General features: G+C 65.1%; 16 protein-coding genes. 10 read left to right on the forward strand and 6 right to left on the reverse strand.

The window, feature by feature from the left end; all coding sequences use genetic code 11:
• Together CV770_RS28435 and CV770_RS28445 are read right to left on the reverse strand one after the other, a co-directional pair.
• Positions 1–798, reverse strand: a 798-nt coding sequence (locus CV770_RS28435; protein ID WP_283811386.1) for a DnaB-like helicase N-terminal domain-containing protein, incomplete at its 3' end; no start/stop codon positions are given.
• Positions 799–1,594: 796 nt separating this feature from the next.
• Positions 1,595–2,845, reverse strand: coding sequence for a cyclopropane fatty acid synthase (locus tag CV770_RS28445; protein ID WP_165637183.1), 1,251 nt, complete (start codon positions 2,843–2,845; stop codon positions 1,595–1,597).
• Positions 2,846–3,125: 280 nt separating this feature from the next.
• On the opposite strand from CV770_RS28445, the gene CV770_RS28450 reads away from it, so the two are divergent.
• The 3 genes from CV770_RS28450 to CV770_RS28460 all read left to right on the forward strand — a co-directional run bounded on the left by CV770_RS28450 (position 3,126) and on the right by CV770_RS28460 (position 5,284).
• The gene (locus CV770_RS28450) at positions 3,126–4,100 is read left to right on the forward strand and encodes a hypothetical protein (protein ID WP_201760082.1); all 975 of its coding nucleotides are present in this window, start codon (positions 3,126–3,128) and stop codon (positions 4,098–4,100) included.
• Positions 4,101–4,208: 108 nt separating this feature from the next.
• A complete protein-coding gene (locus CV770_RS28455) occupies positions 4,209–4,805 on the forward strand; it encodes a TetR/AcrR family transcriptional regulator (protein ID WP_091954891.1) in 597 nt (198 codons plus the stop codon).
• An 11-nt stretch (positions 4,806–4,816) separates the two neighbouring features.
• A complete protein-coding gene (locus CV770_RS28460; RefSeq protein WP_104464741.1) occupies positions 4,817–5,284 on the forward strand; it encodes a PaaI family thioesterase in 468 nt (155 codons plus the stop codon).
• A 36-nt stretch (positions 5,285–5,320) separates the two neighbouring features.
• On the opposite strand, the gene rplI is transcribed toward CV770_RS28460, so the two are convergent.
• The 4 genes from rplI to rpsF form a co-directional block, all read right to left on the reverse strand.
• On the reverse strand, positions 5,321–5,920 hold the full coding sequence (gene rplI / locus CV770_RS28465) for a 50S ribosomal protein L9 (protein WP_091954897.1): 600 nt from the start codon (positions 5,918–5,920) through the stop codon (positions 5,321–5,323).
• Between the two features lie 50 nt (positions 5,921–5,970).
• The gene (locus tag CV770_RS28470; protein WP_091954900.1) at positions 5,971–6,957 is read right to left on the reverse strand and encodes a YybS family protein; all 987 of its coding nucleotides are present in this window, start codon (positions 6,955–6,957) and stop codon (positions 5,971–5,973) included.
• Positions 6,958–7,088: 131 nt separating this feature from the next.
• Positions 7,089–7,328 (reverse strand): 30S ribosomal protein S18, encoded by a 240-nt coding sequence (rpsR, locus tag CV770_RS28475; protein ID WP_007592020.1) that lies wholly within the window; start codon positions 7,326–7,328, stop codon positions 7,089–7,091.
• Between the two features lie 5 nt (positions 7,329–7,333).
• Positions 7,334–7,852, reverse strand: a complete 519-nt coding sequence (rpsF, locus tag CV770_RS28480) for a 30S ribosomal protein S6 (protein ID WP_104464766.1) — start codon at positions 7,850–7,852, stop codon at positions 7,334–7,336.
• 338 nt (positions 7,853–8,190) lie between these two features.
• Between rpsF and CV770_RS28485 the strand changes: the two genes are divergently transcribed.
• The 7 genes from CV770_RS28485 to mltG all read left to right on the forward strand — a co-directional run bounded on the left by CV770_RS28485 (position 8,191) and on the right by mltG (position 15,223).
• On the forward strand, positions 8,191–8,895 hold the full coding sequence (locus CV770_RS28485) for a TetR/AcrR family transcriptional regulator C-terminal domain-containing protein (RefSeq protein WP_091954903.1): 705 nt from the start codon (positions 8,191–8,193) through the stop codon (positions 8,893–8,895).
• A gap of 3 nt (positions 8,896–8,898) precedes the next feature.
• Positions 8,899–9,924: a fatty acid desaturase family protein gene (locus CV770_RS28490; protein ID WP_104464742.1), complete on the forward strand. Its 1,026-nt coding sequence runs from the start codon at positions 8,899–8,901 to the stop codon at positions 9,922–9,924.
• A 173-nt stretch (positions 9,925–10,097) separates the two neighbouring features.
• Positions 10,098–11,057 carry an ACP S-malonyltransferase gene (gene fabD, locus CV770_RS28495; protein ID WP_091955337.1) on the forward strand — a complete coding sequence of 320 codons (960 nt, stop codon included), beginning with the start codon at positions 10,098–10,100 and terminating at the stop codon, positions 11,055–11,057.
• 101 nt (positions 11,058–11,158) lie between these two features.
• On the forward strand, positions 11,159–11,896 hold the full coding sequence (fabG, locus tag CV770_RS28500) for a 3-oxoacyl-[acyl-carrier-protein] reductase (protein WP_027557576.1): 738 nt from the start codon (positions 11,159–11,161) through the stop codon (positions 11,894–11,896).
• Between the two features lie 313 nt (positions 11,897–12,209).
• Positions 12,210–12,449: an acyl carrier protein gene (locus tag CV770_RS28505; RefSeq protein ID WP_008130699.1), complete on the forward strand. Its 240-nt coding sequence runs from the start codon at positions 12,210–12,212 to the stop codon at positions 12,447–12,449.
• Between the two features lie 108 nt (positions 12,450–12,557).
• Positions 12,558–13,823 (forward strand): beta-ketoacyl-ACP synthase II, encoded by a 1,266-nt coding sequence (fabF, locus tag CV770_RS28510; protein WP_104464743.1) that lies wholly within the window; start codon positions 12,558–12,560, stop codon positions 13,821–13,823.
• 125 nt (positions 13,824–13,948) lie between these two features.
• Entirely contained in the window at positions 13,949–15,223 is a 1,275-nt protein-coding gene (mltG, locus tag CV770_RS28515) for an endolytic transglycosylase MltG (RefSeq protein WP_104464744.1), read from the forward strand.
• The last annotated feature ends 64 nt before the right edge of the window (positions 15,224–15,287 follow it).

Here is a 15,287-nt window from a genome sequence, read left to right on the forward strand (position 1 = left end):
ACCATGAAGGCCGCCATTGGCGGCCTTCGTGGTGCCGTCGGCCTGCAGTTCCGGCACATAGGCTTGCGCGACATTGTAGGCGATATTGGTTGCCAGCGATGTCTTGCCCATGCCGGGACGGCCCGCGACGATGATGAGGTCGGAGTGCTGCAGGCCGCCCATCTTGGTGTCGAGGTCGCGCATGCCCGTCGAGATGCCGGACAGCTTGCCGTCGCGCTGGAACGCCTTTGCAGCAAGGTCGACAGCGACCGCCAGTGCCTGCGAGAATTTCTGGAATCCGCCGTCATAGCGGCCGGATTCGGCGAGTTCGTAGAGACGGCGCTCGGCGTCCTCGATCTGCGCCCGTGGCGCGAAATCGACCGGGGCGTCATAGGCGACATTGACCATGTCCTCGCCGATGCCGATCAGGTCGCGACGCAGCGCCAGGTCATAGATGGTGCGGCCGTAGTCCTGGGCGTTGATGATGGTGGTCGCTTCGGCCGCGAGGCGCGCCAGATACTGCCCGATGGTCATACCACCGACATCGGTATCGGCGGGCAGGAACGTCTTCAGCGTCACGGGCGTGGCGATCTTGCCCATCCGGATCAGGCTGGCGGCGGTCTCGTAGATGGTCTGGTGCAGCGGCTCGAAATAATGCTTCGGCTCGAGGAAGTCGGAGACACGGTAGAACGCATCGTTGTTGACCAGGATCGCGCCCAGAAGGCTCTGTTCCGCTTCGATATTATGCGGCGCGCTCCGATAGGCGGGAGTTCCGGGCTCGGGTGCGAGTTTGAGGACGTTCGAATCAGTCAGGGCCATGGTCGGACGTGCTTAGCAATTTTCTTGGGCGGATGCGGGGCCGGGATAAAGCGCCGCCTCGGTGCAAAGCGGAAGCGAAAGCTGACCGCTATCAACCGCTCAGTTAAAATGGTGGATGATTAGCGCTCGCAGCACGCGTCGCGCTTGACGGATTTTTGCGGAACTCGCCCCGGCCAGGAAGCGGCCGCGACCGCGCCATGGAAAAATCCTGAACCATGAACCTTATGGCGTGAACCTTATGGACTGGCGCGCAGACGAATCCGGAGGCGCGCGAAATGACGCACGCTGGCGGCCTTGGGCTCGCCTTCAGACCAGCAGGAGGTAGACCAGCGCAACCAGAGCCGCCCCGACGCCGGTAACGATCAGGGCGTAATCGGTGCGGAGGTCGTCCTGCACGTCGAATGAGGTTTGGGTCTCTTTGCTCATGGCGACGGTCTAAGCCAGGCCCGACCAGACTTATGTGAATTGGATCACATCTCCCCGGAATCTTTCGGGGGTAATACGGGAACAGGCAGGCGGGGGAGGGAATTGTCTCCCGCGATCCGTCAACAGGGAACGAGGCAGGCGATGCGGCCAGAACGGCAGCACCAGATTTGGCGGAGCGAGGCAGGTAGCCGGCTTTGGCTCTCCGGGCTGATTGCGGCCATGGAGCACGCGGAACGGCCTGAAATACGTCGCCAGCCTGTCGCCCCGGAAATCCTGGTCGCGCTGAGGGCGCAACTGGCGTTAACGGCCAGTTTCCGCTCCTCCCAGATGTCGACCCTGCGTCACTAGGATCTATTCACCAGACTAGGACCTATTCACCAGCCAATTTCAGTCTGGGCTTGCTCGCGCGTTCGCGAGCTCGCAGCCGGGCTTCTTCACGCGGCATGTAGTCGCGGGTGATCGGCACCACGCCCTGGCGCCGGGTGAGCTGGATCTGGAAGTTCATCATGGCTTGCTTGCGGAACGTCATCTCGCAGGCCGCCAGATAGAATTCCCACATCAGCGCGAAGCGCTCGTCGTAAAGCTGCACGGCCTCCTCGCGCCGCGCCATGAAACGTTCCCGCCAGGCCTTCAGCGTTTCCGCGTAATGCAGGCGCAGGATCTCGATATCGCAGACCAGGAGGCCGGCGCGCTCGATCGCCGGCAGCACCTCCGACAGCGCCGGGATGTAGCCGCCGGGGAAGATGTATTTGGCGATCCAGGGATTGGTCGAGTCCGGGCCCTGCGAACGGCCGATCGCGTGCAGCAGCATGATGCCGTTCTCGCTCAACAGCTCGGCGCAGCGTTGGAAGTAGGTGTCGTAGAAGCGGGCGCCGACATGCTCGAGCATGCCGACCGAGACGACGCGGTCGAACGGGCCTTCGATGTCGCGATAGTCCTGGAGCAGGAATCTGGCCGAACCGGTCAGGCGCTTTTCGGCCGCGCGCGCGTTGGCGAGCTGCAACTGCTCGCTCGACAGCGTCACGCCGGTGACGTCGGCGCCGGCGATCTCGGCAAGGTAGAGCCCGAGCCCGCCCCAGCCCGAGCCGATGTCGAGGACGCGCTGGCCGGGCCTGACCAACAGCTTTGCGGCGATGTGCCGTTTCTTGGCGAGCTGCGCGTCGTCGAGCGTCGCGTCCTGCGTCTCGAAATAGGCGCAGCTATATTGCTTGTCGGCGTCCAGGAAGAGCGAATAGAGCCGGGCATCGAGATCATAGTGATGCGCGACGTTGTGGCGGGAGCGCGAGCGCGGATTGAACTGCTTCAGATGCCGCGTCAGATAGCGCAGGCGCCACCAGGGTTTTGCCCACTGCGGCAATAGGTCGGGTTGATCGAGCAGGATCGCGAGGGCATCAGCTATGGTGCCGCGCTCGACGATGAACTCGCGGTCCATATAGGCCTCGCCAAGCCCGAGCTCGGGATTGACGAGGATCTTCCGCTCCGCCTCCGCGGTGACGAAGCGCACCGCGACCGGTTCGCCAGTGCCGTCGCCAACGGTGAACTTCGATCCGCTCGAGCCGGTCACCGTCATCGTGCCGCGGCGGATGAATTGAGACAGAAATCTACGCAACAAGAGGTCCATCGACACCTTCCTCTCGAGCGAACCCGAAGGGATGCGACTAACCCGGCCTTCACTTCTGACGCCCAGGTGACGCGGCGGTTCCTATGCGCATGCATCCAAATTTAGGGAGGCAGGATCGGCTGCGCTAATGCGCTGAGTTCACAGCCGATATTCGCAAACCGCTTAATCACATCCTTGCGCGTGGTGCCTGCTTCCATTCGCGGCTCAATCGGATAAAAGGTGACCCGCCGCCGCGCCCGATGCCGGCTGCACCTCTCGGAATTCAATGGAGATGATGGGAATGTCGAGCCGAGCGCTCAGCCTCGCGACGGTATTGCTTCTGATCGGCTTCGGCGCTGCCGATACCGTTTTTGCGCAGGTGACCAACCTCGAGGCCGGCAAAACCCCGTCCCAGCTTTTCGCGCAGACCTGCAATGCGTGCCACAAGAGCCCGCGCGGACTTCTGAAATCCGTCGCGCCGGGCTCGCTGCCGGGCTTCCTGCGCCAGCACTACACCACGAGCTCGGACATGGCGGGCATCCTCGCCTCCTATCTCGTCTCCAACGGCGCCACCGACACACGCTACCAGGCCAAGGACGGCAAGAAGGACGGCGCCAAGGAGAAGGACGCGAGCTCCAATCCCGAACATCAGGGCCGCCGCCCGCGCGCCCAGGACGCCGCCAAGCCGGACGGCGAGGCTGCTGCACCCGCAGCGGAAGGTACCCGCCAGAAGCGCGCCGCACGTCCGGCCGAGGAGGGCACGAAGCCCGAGGGCCAGGCTGCGCCCGAGGGACGCAAGAGCAAGCGCCGCGCCAAGCCCGGCACCGAGGAGGCGCCGAAGGTCGACTCCGCGGCGCCAGCCACTGACGAGAAGAAGAGCGAGCCCAAGCCCGAGTCCAAACCTGAGTCCAAGCCCGACACGGCCAAGGTCGAGCCCGGCCGCGACGAGGCCAAGCCCGACAACGGCAAGGCATCCGAGAAGCCCGCTGAGACCAGGCCTGATAGCGTCAAGGTCGAGCCCCGCGGCAGCGACGCTCCGGCGCTGCGGCCCGATCCGGTCCCGGCAGTGACGCCGGCTGCACCGGCCACCGCGAAGCCTGCCGAGCCAGCCGCACCCAAGCCGGCGGAAGAGGCTGCTCCCAAGCCGGCCGCGCCTGCCGCCAGCTCCGAACCGGCGGCCAAGCCGCAGCAGCCGGCACCGCCCGCGACTGCCGCAGCTCCGCCTGCTGCGCCGGCCGAGTCCTCCGGTCCGCCAACGCCGCCGATCTCGCGCTAAGCCAGCTAGTTTTCTGATCGACTTGCGGAGGCCGCGTTGATCGCGGCCTCCGCATTGCGTTGACCGCGCCTAGAGTATTGCTCTAGAGTGTTGCTCTAGGAAAAGTCGATGGTGGCGAGCGTGCGGGACGATCTGTTGGCAGCCGGGCTGATCGTGTTTGACCGCGTCGGCTTCGAAGCCGCGACGGTGGCCGCGATCCGCACCCGGGCCCGCGCCTCCAATGGCAGCTTCTTTCACGCCTTCGGCTCGAAGAAGGAGCTCGCCGGTGCGCTGTTCCTGGAGGTCTTGCGGCACTATCACGCCGCGGTGCTGGCCGCGCTCGATCCCGTGCCCGATGCGGAGCAGGGCATCGAACGGCTGATCCGGGCCCATCTCGACTGGGTCGTGACCAGCCGGCGCGAGGCGCGCTACCTGTTCGAGATATCGCGAAGCGAGTGGGGCGAGGACGTTCGCGACGCCCAGCGCGCGCAGAATGCGCGGCTCGCCGACGGCATCGAGCGCTGGCGCGCGCCGCTGGTCGCAAATGGCGAGCTCTTGCCGATGACGCCGGTGATGTTTGTGAGCCAGCTCATCGGCCCGGCGCAGATCTTCTGCCGCGCTTTCCTGTCGGGACGCGACCGCGCCGATCCGCGCGTCGAGGCCGACACGCTGATCGCCTGTGCCGGCCGTGCGCTGCGGCCGCCCGAACGCATCAACAAGACATAAGGAGAGGCCTCATGAGCGCCGCAGCAGATCCGGAATTCGCCACTGTAGCAGAACGCATCCACGCCAATGTCGGCCAGCAAGGCTTCATGAACCTGGTCGGCGCCGAGCTTTCGGAATTATCGCGCGGCACTTGCACGATCGCTGTGGATCGCCGGCCGGAGCTGCTGCAGCAGCACGGCTTCTTCCATGGCGGGGTTACCGCCTTCCTGGTCGACAACGCCACGACGATCGCAGCCGCGACCTCGCGCGGCCAGCCGGCGCTGACGGCGGAATACAAGCTCAACCTGTTGTCGCCCGCGGTCGGCGAGAAGCTGATCTGCCGTGCCCGGGTGATCAAGCCGGGCCGCCAAGTGTCGGTGGTCGCGGCCGACGTGTTCTGCGTCAGCGACGGTGTCGAGAAGCACACGGCAACGGCGCTGGCCTCGATCGCGATGTTGAGCGAGGACGTCGCCGCAAAAACGAAAAACCCGGCCGCTTGAGGCGACCGGGCTTCGCTTCGCGTATGAATGCGAGGCTTACTTCTCTTCCGCGGCCGGCGCCGGCTCGGCTTCGTCGTGCTCGGCTTCCGGATCGAAGAACTCGCCGGCGGCGGCGATCGCCTCGGCAGCCGCGTCGCGGTCCTCGTTGCGGGTCGAGATGTCCTCGCCGCGGTTGATGCGCTCGGCCTCGTCCTGGCTGCGCGCAACCGTGACGGAAACCTCGACCTCGACCTCTGGGTGAACGGCGACGGTGATGGTGTGCTTGCCGATGGTCTTGATCGGCGCGTCGAGCTGCACCTGCGGGCGCTCGAGCGCGACACCGTCAGCTTCGAACGCCATGACGACGTCGCGCACGGTGACCGAGCCGAACAGCTGGCCGGCTTCGGAGGCCTGGCGGATCACGATGATGTTCTTGCCCGAGATCTTCTCGGCGACCTTGGACGCCTCGCCCTTCGACGCGAGGTTGCGGGCCTCGAGGTCGGCCTTCATGCCGTCGTACTTGGCGCGATTGTCGGCGGTGGCGCGCAGCGCCTTGCCGCGCTTGAGCAGGAAATTGCGGGCATAGCCGTCGCGAACCTTCACGACTTCGCCCATCTGGCCGAGCTTGTTGACGCGTTCCAGCAAAATGACTTCCATATTCGTTCTCCTTTTGAAGTGCTCTCTAAGGTTTCGGTTTCGGGTTGAACTCAAGGGGTCGGCAGCGGCGGCGGTTGCCGGCTGCGCAGGAAGCGTTCGCGGAAGCCGAACACGGCATCCGCAAGGCCGAGGATCACCATCGCGATCACGGGCCATCCGAACACGACCACGACGGCGTAGGTCGAGCCGAGCCAGAACGTCCGGCTCTTCAGCGCCAGCGTGAGCGTATGCAGCACGGCAAAGCCGGTTAGCGCATAGCCCATCATCAGCGCGGCCGCGGCGATCTGTGCGGCGATCGCGAGCAGCCCGCCGGTGAAGCAGAAGGCGAGCGCGATGCAGAGCGCCACCAGCGTCATCGGCGGCAGCTCCGCCGTCTTCATGTCCGGCCACGGGCGGCGCAGCCGGCCCGACGTCGCCGTGATCTTGGCGCTGAGCCAGAGGTTGAGGGTCAGCGTCATCATCGCGATTATGGTGGCCCCAGCCGGTGCGATCCGCACCATCGCGTCGACGAACTGACCGGCTTCGCCGGAGCTTTGCGGGTCGGTGGCCCGGAGCAGGCGCATCAAGCCGCGCCGCAGCGTGCCGATGATGGTCTCGGCGTCGGTCCCGAGCGTGAGCAGGGCAGCGATCGTGGTCAACGTGGCGAAGCCCGCCAGCCACAGCAGGATGCGGCCGACCGGATACCATTCGAGCTCAGGCTCGGCGGGCGTGGCGGCGTCCGGCGCGACATGTCCCACGGCAACCTTTCCCACAGGACGGCTGAGCAGGACGAGATGGCCGAGCCACCACGCCGGCAGCGCGACGGTGACGGCGAATGCGATGCAATAGGGCAGGCCGAACAGGGCACCGAGGCCGATCGCAGCAGCGATGCCGCCGAGGCTCGCGCAAAGCGGTCCCCAGCCGATCGCGGCGACCATCAGCGGCAGCGGTGCGAGATAGAACAGGACGAGCGAGATCAGCGCGCCCGAAATGATCGAGGCGAACATCAGGGCCGACGCAGCGCCGGCGATCAAGGCTATCAGCACAAAGGCCATCATCAGCTGTCCCGCTCCCTTCGAGCGGTTAGAGGCATCTTGCCCCAACCATCGGCGACCGGACGACCCGGAAGCCTTATGAGTTCAGAAAAGTCGCGACCGGCGGCTTGGCGCCGCCGGTCGAATTGGTCGTATCAGCGAATGACGTAGGGCAACAGGCCCAGGAACCGCGCGCGCTTGATGGCGCGGGCGAGCTCACGCTGCTTCTTCGCGGACACCGCGGTGATGCGGCTCGGCACGATCTTGCCGCGCTCGGAGACGTAACGCATCAGCAGCTTGGAGTCCTTGTAGTCGATCTTGGGAGCATTGGCGCCCGTGAACGGGCAGCTCTTGCGACGACGGAAAAACGGGCGGCGTGCACCAGCTTCAGCCATTGTTTTTACTCCCCATCCGTCGTGGTGGTGGTGGTGGTGGTTTCAGCTTCTTCGCGCGGACGGCGCGGGCCGCGATCACCGCGGAAGCCGCCACCGTCACGATCGCCACCACGGAAACCACCCTCGCGGTCGCCACGGAAGCCACCGCCTTCGCGGTCGCCACGGAAGCCGCCGCCACGGTCGTCACGCTCGCGGTCACGGTCGGCCTTGCGCATCATCGCGGACGGGCCTTCCTCGAGCTCCTCGACGCGGACGCTGAGATAGCGGATCACGTCTTCGCTGATGCGCTCCTGGCGCTCGATCTCGGCGATCGCCGCGGACGGCGCGTCGATGTTGAGCAGCACGAAGTGCGCCTTGCGGTTCTTGTTCATGCGGTAGGTGAGGGAGCGTACGCCCCAATTCTCGGTCTTGGTGACCTTGCCGCCGAGACCCTCGACGATGCCGGTCATCTGCGCAGTCAGTTCTTCGACCTGCTGCGTGCTCGCGTCCTGACGCGCAAGAAAAACATGCTCATAAAGAGCCATGGTGGTCCTTTCCTCATGTTGGCGCATCGCCCGGCGTCAAGCCCTTAAGAGGCCTTCGGAAAGGACTCTGGGATTAAGCTCAGAAGGCGGAAACACGGGACGACGGGCCGACTGGCCCTGCCACACCAAAATCACGAATGATTTGCTGAGACCGTCCGTTCAGCTCCCGGCCGGGGTCTGCGGATGCGCGCCTTATACGGATTTTGGCTGACTTGGCAAGGTTGGAGTGCCCGTTTTCGGCCAGACGGAGCTGACAGGGGGGCCTTCAAACCACCCTCCCGTACCAGCTTGACCTATTTGTTTGTATATCATACAAATAACGAGGTCGGGAGGTGCTGATGACGGGTGAATCGGTCCAGGCTCCATTTGAGGCGTCGGCGGGTGATCCGAAGCACGCCGCGCGGGCCACACGGTCGGCCGGGCGCAAGATGCGCTCGCTGCTGCTGGATGCGGCAAGCCCGCTGTTCCGGGAGCGGGGGCTGTCGGGCACGGCGATCACCGACATCGCGGCCGCCGCGGACGCATTCCCGAGCCAGATCACCTACTACTTCCGCACCAAGGAGGCGCTGTTCGTCGAATGCGCCTGCCGCGAGCTGCTGTATCTGGCGCGTGCGACCGAGCAGGCGGCGCTGAAGGCGCGCACGCCACGGGACTACACGCACGCACTGGCGGAGACCGTGACGGCGAGCGATTCAGTGGCCTTCTTCGCCGAAGCTCTGACATTGACGCGGCGCCGCCAGGATCTTGCACCGCTCGTCGAGCGCACGATCGAGCGCCTGCACGGCGAAGGCGCGCGCGCCTATGCGAGCCAGGTGGCGCGGCACGGCTGGCGCTCGCTGCGCGCGCCGGACGAAAGCTCGCGGCGGTTCTGGGCCGTCGCCATCGGCGTCATTCTCGAAGGCTACGCCATGGGCCGTTCGCCCGAGGCGCTCTGCGCCGAGATGCTGCGCGTGCTCGGCGAGCAGGCGAAATCCGATGACACGGCGCGCCTGCGTCTCGTCGAGGGGCGCGAGGCATCAAGCAATTCGAACGAGGAAGGCTAGGCCATGACCGCGCTTCGCATGCGTGCCCGCGATTTCCTGACCGACGACCAGCTTGCCGATGTCCGAGAGCGTGTGACCTGGAAAGGTGTTGCGCTGATCGCGCACGCTTGGGCGTTGATCATTGGCGCGATCGCATTGGTCGCTTGGTGGCCCAATCCGGTCACTTATATCCTCGCCGTCGCAATCATCGGCTCGCGCCAGCTGGGCCTCGCGATCCTGATGCATGATGGCGCGCACGGCTGCCTGTCCGCCGACGAGAAAACCAATCTGGCCCTGAGCCAGTGGCTCTGTGCCTATCCGCTGTTTGCGGAGACGCGCAGCTACCGGCGTTACCACCTGCAGCACCATGCGCGCACGCAGCAAGAGGATGATCCCGATCTCGTGCTGTCGGCGCCGTTTCCGATTACGAAGCTGAGCTATCGCCGCAAGTTCATTCGCGACATCACAGGGCAGACCGGCTACCAGCAGCGCAAGGCGCAGCTGCTCAATGCGCTCGGGCCGAAGGATTGGCCGTGGCGGCAGCGTCTGGCGCATTTCTGGGACAAGCTCGGCCCGCAATGCCTCCTCAACGCCGTGATGTTCGCAGCGCTCGCGGCGGCCGGCGTATGGTGGGCCTATCCGCTGCTCTGGCTGGTGCCGCTTCTGACCTGGATGATGGTCATCACCCGCATCCGTAACATTGCAGAGCATGCCGTCGTCCCCGACAGCAGCGATCCCCTGCGCAACACCCGCACCACGCATGCCAATGTTCTCGAGCGCTTGTTCATCGCGCCGTACTACGTCAATTATCACCTCGAGCATCATCTGCTGTTCTACGTGCCCTGTTACAATCTGCCGAAGGTCCATCGCCTGCTGAGCGAGAGCCGGCACGCCGGCCGCATGGAGGTGCAACCGAACTACGCGGCGGTGTTGCGGCTGGCGACGGCAAAGCCTGACAGGGAGGATCGGCCGGGGCAGTTGGCGAGCAGCGCGCGCCGTGCGCAGGCCGGAGCGGAGGTCGATGCCAACCAGACCGCCGGTGGGTTTTGAGGGGACGCATCCCCAGTTGAGTGCTGCTCGAAGTTCCCATCTCGGCTTGACAGTCCGGCCCCGGACAGTGTCTACGGCCCCCTTTGGAGCACGATCCGGAACCATGGCCTAAGGCCGTGCGTAATCGGCTGCCGGTTCTCGCAGGGATCGTGCCCGACAAGCAGGGAGCGCCGATGACGGCTGCATTCACATTTCCTGGGCAGGGTTCCCAGGCGGTCGGCATGGGCAAGGCCCTGGCCGATGCCTTTCCGGTGGCGCGCGCCGTGTTCGACGAGGTCGACGCCGCGCTAGGGGAGAAGCTGACAGCGATCATCTGGGATGGTCCGGCCGAAACCCTCCAGCTCACCGAGAACGCTCAGCCGGCACTGATGGCGGTGTCTGTCGCCACCCTGCGCGTGCTGGAGGCTGAGGCGGGATTTTCCGTGGGACGAGATGCGGCCTTCGTCGCCGGCCACTCGCTCGGTGAATATTCGGCGCTGGCCGCGGCCGGCAGTCTGACGGTCTCGGATACCGCCCGTCTGCTTCGCACCCGCGGTCTCGCAATGCAAAAAGCCGTTCCGGTCGGCGCAGGCGCGATGGCCGCGCTGCTCGGTCTCGACTACGAGGCCGCCATCGAGGTCGCCAAGGAGGCGGCGCAGGGGCAGGTCTGCCAGGCCGCCAACGACAATGGCGGCGGGCAGGTTGTCGTCTCGGGCGACAAGGCCGCGGTCGATCGCGCCGTCGAGATCGCCAAGACCAAGGGCGCCAAGCGCGCGATGCTGCTGCCGGTGTCCGCTCCGTTCCATTGCAAGCTGATGCAGCCCGCTGCCGACGCCATGGCCGAAGCGCTGTCGAAGGTCACGATCAAGGCCCCGGCTTCGCCGCTGGTGTCGAACGTGCTGGCGAGCGCCATCACCGATCCCGACGAGATCCGCCGCCGCCTGGTCGAGCAGGTCACCGGCACCGTGCGTTGGCGCGAGTCGGTTGCTTATATGGCAGGGCAGGGCGTCACGCGGTTCTTCGAGATCGGCGCCGGCAAGGTGCTGTCCGGTCTCGTCAAGCGCATCGCGGACGGCGCCGTCGGCGTTTCAGTCGGTGGCCCGAACGACATTGCCGCCGCCAAGGATGCATTGGCCGCTGCGAAGCAGGGCTAAAGCGCGATGATTTCTCATCGCGCTTGAGTTTTTCAGTTTACGCACGATCTTTCGGAAAACCGCTGCGCACTTTTCCGGATCGTGCTTTGGAGGAGTTTTCGATGTTCGATCTGACTGGCAAAAAGGCGCTCGTCACCGGCGCGACCGGCGGTATCGGCGGCGCGATCGCGCAGGCGCTGCACGCGCAGGGCGCGACCGTTGCGATATCAGGAACGCGCAAGGAGGTGCTGGACGAGCTTGCCGGCAAGCTCGGCGAGCGCACCCATGTGCTGCCCTGCAATCTCTCCAAGGCCGACGAGGTCGAGGCGCTGGTGCCCGCTGCGGAAGCGGCAATGGGCCAGGTCGACATCCTCATCGCCAATGCCGGCATCACCCGCGACAATCTCTTCGTGCAGCTCCGTGACGAGGATTGGGAGGAGGTCATCAACGTCAATCTGACCGCGACCTTCCGCCTGGCGCGCGCCGCCACCAAGCTGATGATGCGCAAGCGCTTCGGCCGCATCATCGCCATCACCTCGGTGGTCGGCGTCACCGGCAATCCAGGGCAGGGCAATTACACGGCGTCGAAAGCGGGCCTGATCGGCATGATCAAGACGCTCGGGGCCGAATACGCCAAGCGCGGCGTCACCGCCAACTGCATCGCACCGGGCTTCATCAAGACGCCGATGACCGATGCGCTCAACGACAAGCAGCGCGAAACGATTCTGACCAAGGTTCCGGCCGCCCGCCTGGGGACGCCCGAGGATATCGCGGCGGCCGCCGTCTACCTGAGTTCGAACGAAGCAGCCTACGTCACCGGCCAGACCATTCACGTCAACGGCGGCATGGCCATGATCTGAAGCGCTCGTTCCGCACTGCCCACATGGGCTGTGCGGATGCGGCAAACGGCCGTTTCCGGAGGGAAATGAGGCTTATAGTCAAGGCAGTTGAAGTATGATAACCGGACGCTCAACGGATGGGCAAAGAACGCCATTGCAGGTTTTTGAAACCCTGTATATTGGCGATGCGGAGCCTTGGCCGTCGTTCGCCGGGCCCTGTATCGGTTAGGATGGGGCCAAATCAAAGTTCGTAAGCGAAGGCAAGTAACACGACCACGACGGCTCGTATCGTCCCGGGGGGTCGGGTCTACAGGGAACAACACGAGGTTATGCAATGAGTGACATTGGCGAACGGGTTAAGAAGATCGTGGTCGAACACCTTGGTGTTGAACCCGAGAAGGTTGTCGACGCCGCGAGCTTCATCGACGACCTCGGCGCCGACAGTCTGGACACCGTCGAGCTGGTGATGGCGTTCGAAGAAGAATTCGGTTGCGAGATTCCGGACGACGCTGCGGAAACGATTCTCACCGTCGGCGACGCCACGAAGTTTCTCGAGAAGAACGCGAAGAGCTAAGGCTCTTCATTTTCGCGGGGACAACATTGAAACCGGACGGGCCGCTTCCCAGCGGTCAGCCGGTTTCTTGTTATTGGCCGTGAATCTTTCGATGCGGAGTTTTCGGATATGAGGCGGGTTGTCGTCACTGGTCTCGGCATGGTGTCGCCTCTCGGCTGCGGCGTCGAGCCGACCTGGAAGCGCATCCTCAACGGCGAGAGCGGTGCGCGCAAGATCGAGAGCTTCGATGTCTCCGATCTTCAGACCAAATACGCCTGCACGGTCGTGCGCGGCGACGGCACCAACGACACCTTCAATCCCGATAAGTGGATGGAGCCGAAGGACCAGCGCAAGGTCGACGACTTCATCATCTTCGGCATGGCCGCAGCCGGCCAGGCGCTCGACGACGCCAACTGGCATCCCGACACCGAAGAGGACAAATGCGCGACCGGCACCATGATCGGGTCGGGCATCGGCGGCCTCAGCGGCATTGCCGAGACCGCGATCCTGCTCAAGGAGCGCGGACCGCGCCGGGTGTCGCCGTTCTTCATTCCGGGCCGCCTGATCAATCTGGCTTCCGGCTACGTCTCGATCGCGCACGGACTGAAGGGACCGAACCATTCGGTGGTCACGGCCTGCTCGACCGGCGCACACGCCGTCGGCGATGCCGCCCGCCTGATCGCGCTGGGCGATGCCGACGTGATGGTCGCTGGCGGCGCGGAATCGCCGATCAGCCGCATCGGCATTGCCGGCTTCAACGCCGCGCGCGCGCTGTCGACCGGTTTCAACGACACACCCGAGAAAGCCTCGCGTCCCTATGACAAGGACCGCGACGGTTTTGTGATGGGCGAGGGCGCCGGCGTCCTCGTGCTGGAAGAGCTCGAGCACGCCCGGCGCCGTGGCGCCAGGATCTATGCCGAGGTGATCGGCTACGGTCTTTCGGGTGATGCCTATCACATTACCTCGCCGTCGCCCGACGGCGATGGCGGCTTCCGCAGCATGTCGGCCGCGCTCAAGCGCGCCGGCCTGACCGCCTCCGATCTCAATTACATCAACGCGCACGGCACCTCGACGCCGCTCGGCGACGAGATCGAGCTCGGCGCCGTCGAGCGTCTGCTCGGCAATGCCGCGTCCAAGGTTGCGATGTCCTCGACCAAGTCGTCGACGGGTCACCTCCTCGGTGCGGCCGGTGCGATCGAGGCGATCTTCGCCATTCTCGCGATTCGCGATAATGTTGTGCCGCCGACGATCAACCTCGACAATCCGTCGGTGGAGACTGCGATCGATCTCGTGCCGCATAAGGCGAAGAAGCGAGAGGTCAACGTCGCCTTGTCGAACTCGTTTGGTTTTGGCGGTACCAATGCGTCGGTGATCGTCCGGCGCCTGGCCAGTTAGTTTAAGTTTGAGACGAATCCACCGTTTTGCCGTATTCGGCGATAGTCATGGAAGTGGGCGCGTGCATTTGGCAGGGCAAGCGATTGTCGGGCCGCGATTGAACCGGCAGGATTCAGGTTGTTTCGATGAGTGAAAGGCCGCCCATTTCGCCCCGGAGTCCGCGGGCAGCGCTCGAGCCCGAGCAGGTCCCGCCGCCGCCGAAGCGATCGGACCGTGCGCGCAATCCTTTCGTGGTCGTCGGCAACGCCATCATCACCCTATTGCTGATCGCCATGCTCGGCGCCGGCGGCGTCTATTATTACGGCCGGCAGGTGCTCGAGGCGCCCGGGCCGCTCAAGGATGACAAGATCGTCAACATCCCCCAGCGTGCGGGCAAGCGCGACATCGCCGAGACGCTGAACCGGGAAGGCGTGACCGACATCAACCCGTGGGTGTTCATCGCCAGCGTTGCCGCGCTGAAGGCGAGCTCGGACCTCAAGCCGGGTGAATATTCGTTCCAGAAGAACGCATCGCTCCGCGACGTCATCGCCACCATTGTCGAGGGCAAGGTGGTGCAGCACGCTGTGACGATTCCGGAGGGGCTGACCTCCGAGCAGATCGTGGCGCGCCTGTCCGACAACGACATCTTCACCGGCAGCGTGCGCGAGCTGCCGCGCGAGGGCACCCTGCTGCCCGAGACCTACAAATTCCCGCGCGGCACCCCGCGTGATCAGGTGGTCCAGCGCATGCAGCAGGCGCACAAGCGAGTGCTCGCCGAGATCTGGGAGCGCCGCAATCAGGACATTCCGGTCAAGTCGCCGGAGCAGCTGGTGACGCTCGCCTCGATCGTCGAAAAAGAAACCGGCAAGCCGGACGAGCGCAGCCGTGTCGCCGCGGTGTTCACCAACCGGCTGAAGCAGCGGATCAAGCTGCAGTCGGATCCGACCATCATCTATGGCCTCGTCGGCGGCAAGGGCACGCTGGGCCGCCCGATCAAGCGCAGCGAGATCACGCAGCCCTCGCCCTACAACACCTATGTGATCGAAGGCCTGCCGCCGGGCCCGATCGCCAACCCCGGCCGCGCCTCGCTGGAGGCCGCCGCCAATCCGGCCCGCACCCGCGACCTCTTCTTCGTCGCGGACGGCACCGGCGGGCACGCCTTCACCGAGACTTACGACGCGCATCAGAAGAACGTCGCCAAGCTCCGCGCCATGGAAAAGCAGATCCAGAACGACACGGTGGAGCCGGCCGAGGATGCGCCGCCGCCCGCCGCCGTCGCGCCCGGAACTGCCGATACACCGACGGCGACGACGCCGGCCCGGCCCAACCAACAGAAAAAGCCGCCTGCGGCGCGCCCCGCCGCTCCAGCACCGGCGCGGCAGGGCGCGGTGCAGCCCTCGCCGCCGGTGGTCCAGCGCTAGGCGCGTTGCAGACCTGCTTGCCGGCTTTGCGGATTCCACTTTCCTGCAAAATAGTCTTAAGATT

It is taken from the genome of Bradyrhizobium sp. AC87j1 (genome assembly GCF_002936975.1).
In the GTDB taxonomy this organism is placed as follows: Bacteria; Pseudomonadota; Alphaproteobacteria; order Rhizobiales; family Xanthobacteraceae; genus Bradyrhizobium; species Bradyrhizobium shewense.

Coding starts and splice junctions, on each gene's coding strand:
- fabG (WP_027557576.1), top strand. CDS start 11,159: ATGTTCGATCTGACTGGCAAAAAGGCGCTCGTCACCGGCGCGACCGGC.
- CV770_RS28455 (WP_091954891.1), top strand. CDS start 4,209: ATGGTGGCGAGCGTGCGGGACGATCTGTTGGCAGCCGGGCTGATCGTG.
- CV770_RS28450 (WP_201760082.1), top strand. CDS start 3,126: ATGTCGAGCCGAGCGCTCAGCCTCGCGACGGTATTGCTTCTGATCGGC.
- CV770_RS28445 (WP_165637183.1), bottom strand. CDS start 2,845: ATGGACCTCTTGTTGCGTAGATTTCTGTCTCAATTCATCCGCCGCGGC.
- fabD (WP_091955337.1), top strand. CDS start 10,098: ATGACGGCTGCATTCACATTTCCTGGGCAGGGTTCCCAGGCGGTCGGC.
- rplI (WP_091954897.1), bottom strand. CDS start 5,920: ATGGAAGTCATTTTGCTGGAACGCGTCAACAAGCTCGGCCAGATGGGC.
- CV770_RS28485 (WP_091954903.1), top strand. CDS start 8,191: ATGACGGGTGAATCGGTCCAGGCTCCATTTGAGGCGTCGGCGGGTGAT.
- fabF (WP_104464743.1), top strand. CDS start 12,558: ATGAGGCGGGTTGTCGTCACTGGTCTCGGCATGGTGTCGCCTCTCGGC.
- CV770_RS28490 (WP_104464742.1), top strand. CDS start 8,899: ATGACCGCGCTTCGCATGCGTGCCCGCGATTTCCTGACCGACGACCAG.
- mltG (WP_104464744.1), top strand. CDS start 13,949: ATGAGTGAAAGGCCGCCCATTTCGCCCCGGAGTCCGCGGGCAGCGCTC.
- rpsF (WP_104464766.1), bottom strand. CDS start 7,852: ATGGCTCTTTATGAGCATGTTTTTCTTGCGCGTCAGGACGCGAGCACG.
- CV770_RS28505 (WP_008130699.1), top strand. CDS start 12,210: ATGAGTGACATTGGCGAACGGGTTAAGAAGATCGTGGTCGAACACCTT.
- CV770_RS28460 (WP_104464741.1), top strand. CDS start 4,817: ATGAGCGCCGCAGCAGATCCGGAATTCGCCACTGTAGCAGAACGCATC.
- CV770_RS28470 (WP_091954900.1), bottom strand. CDS start 6,957: ATGATGGCCTTTGTGCTGATAGCCTTGATCGCCGGCGCTGCGTCGGCC.
- rpsR (WP_007592020.1), bottom strand. CDS start 7,328: ATGGCTGAAGCTGGTGCACGCCGCCCGTTTTTCCGTCGTCGCAAGAGC.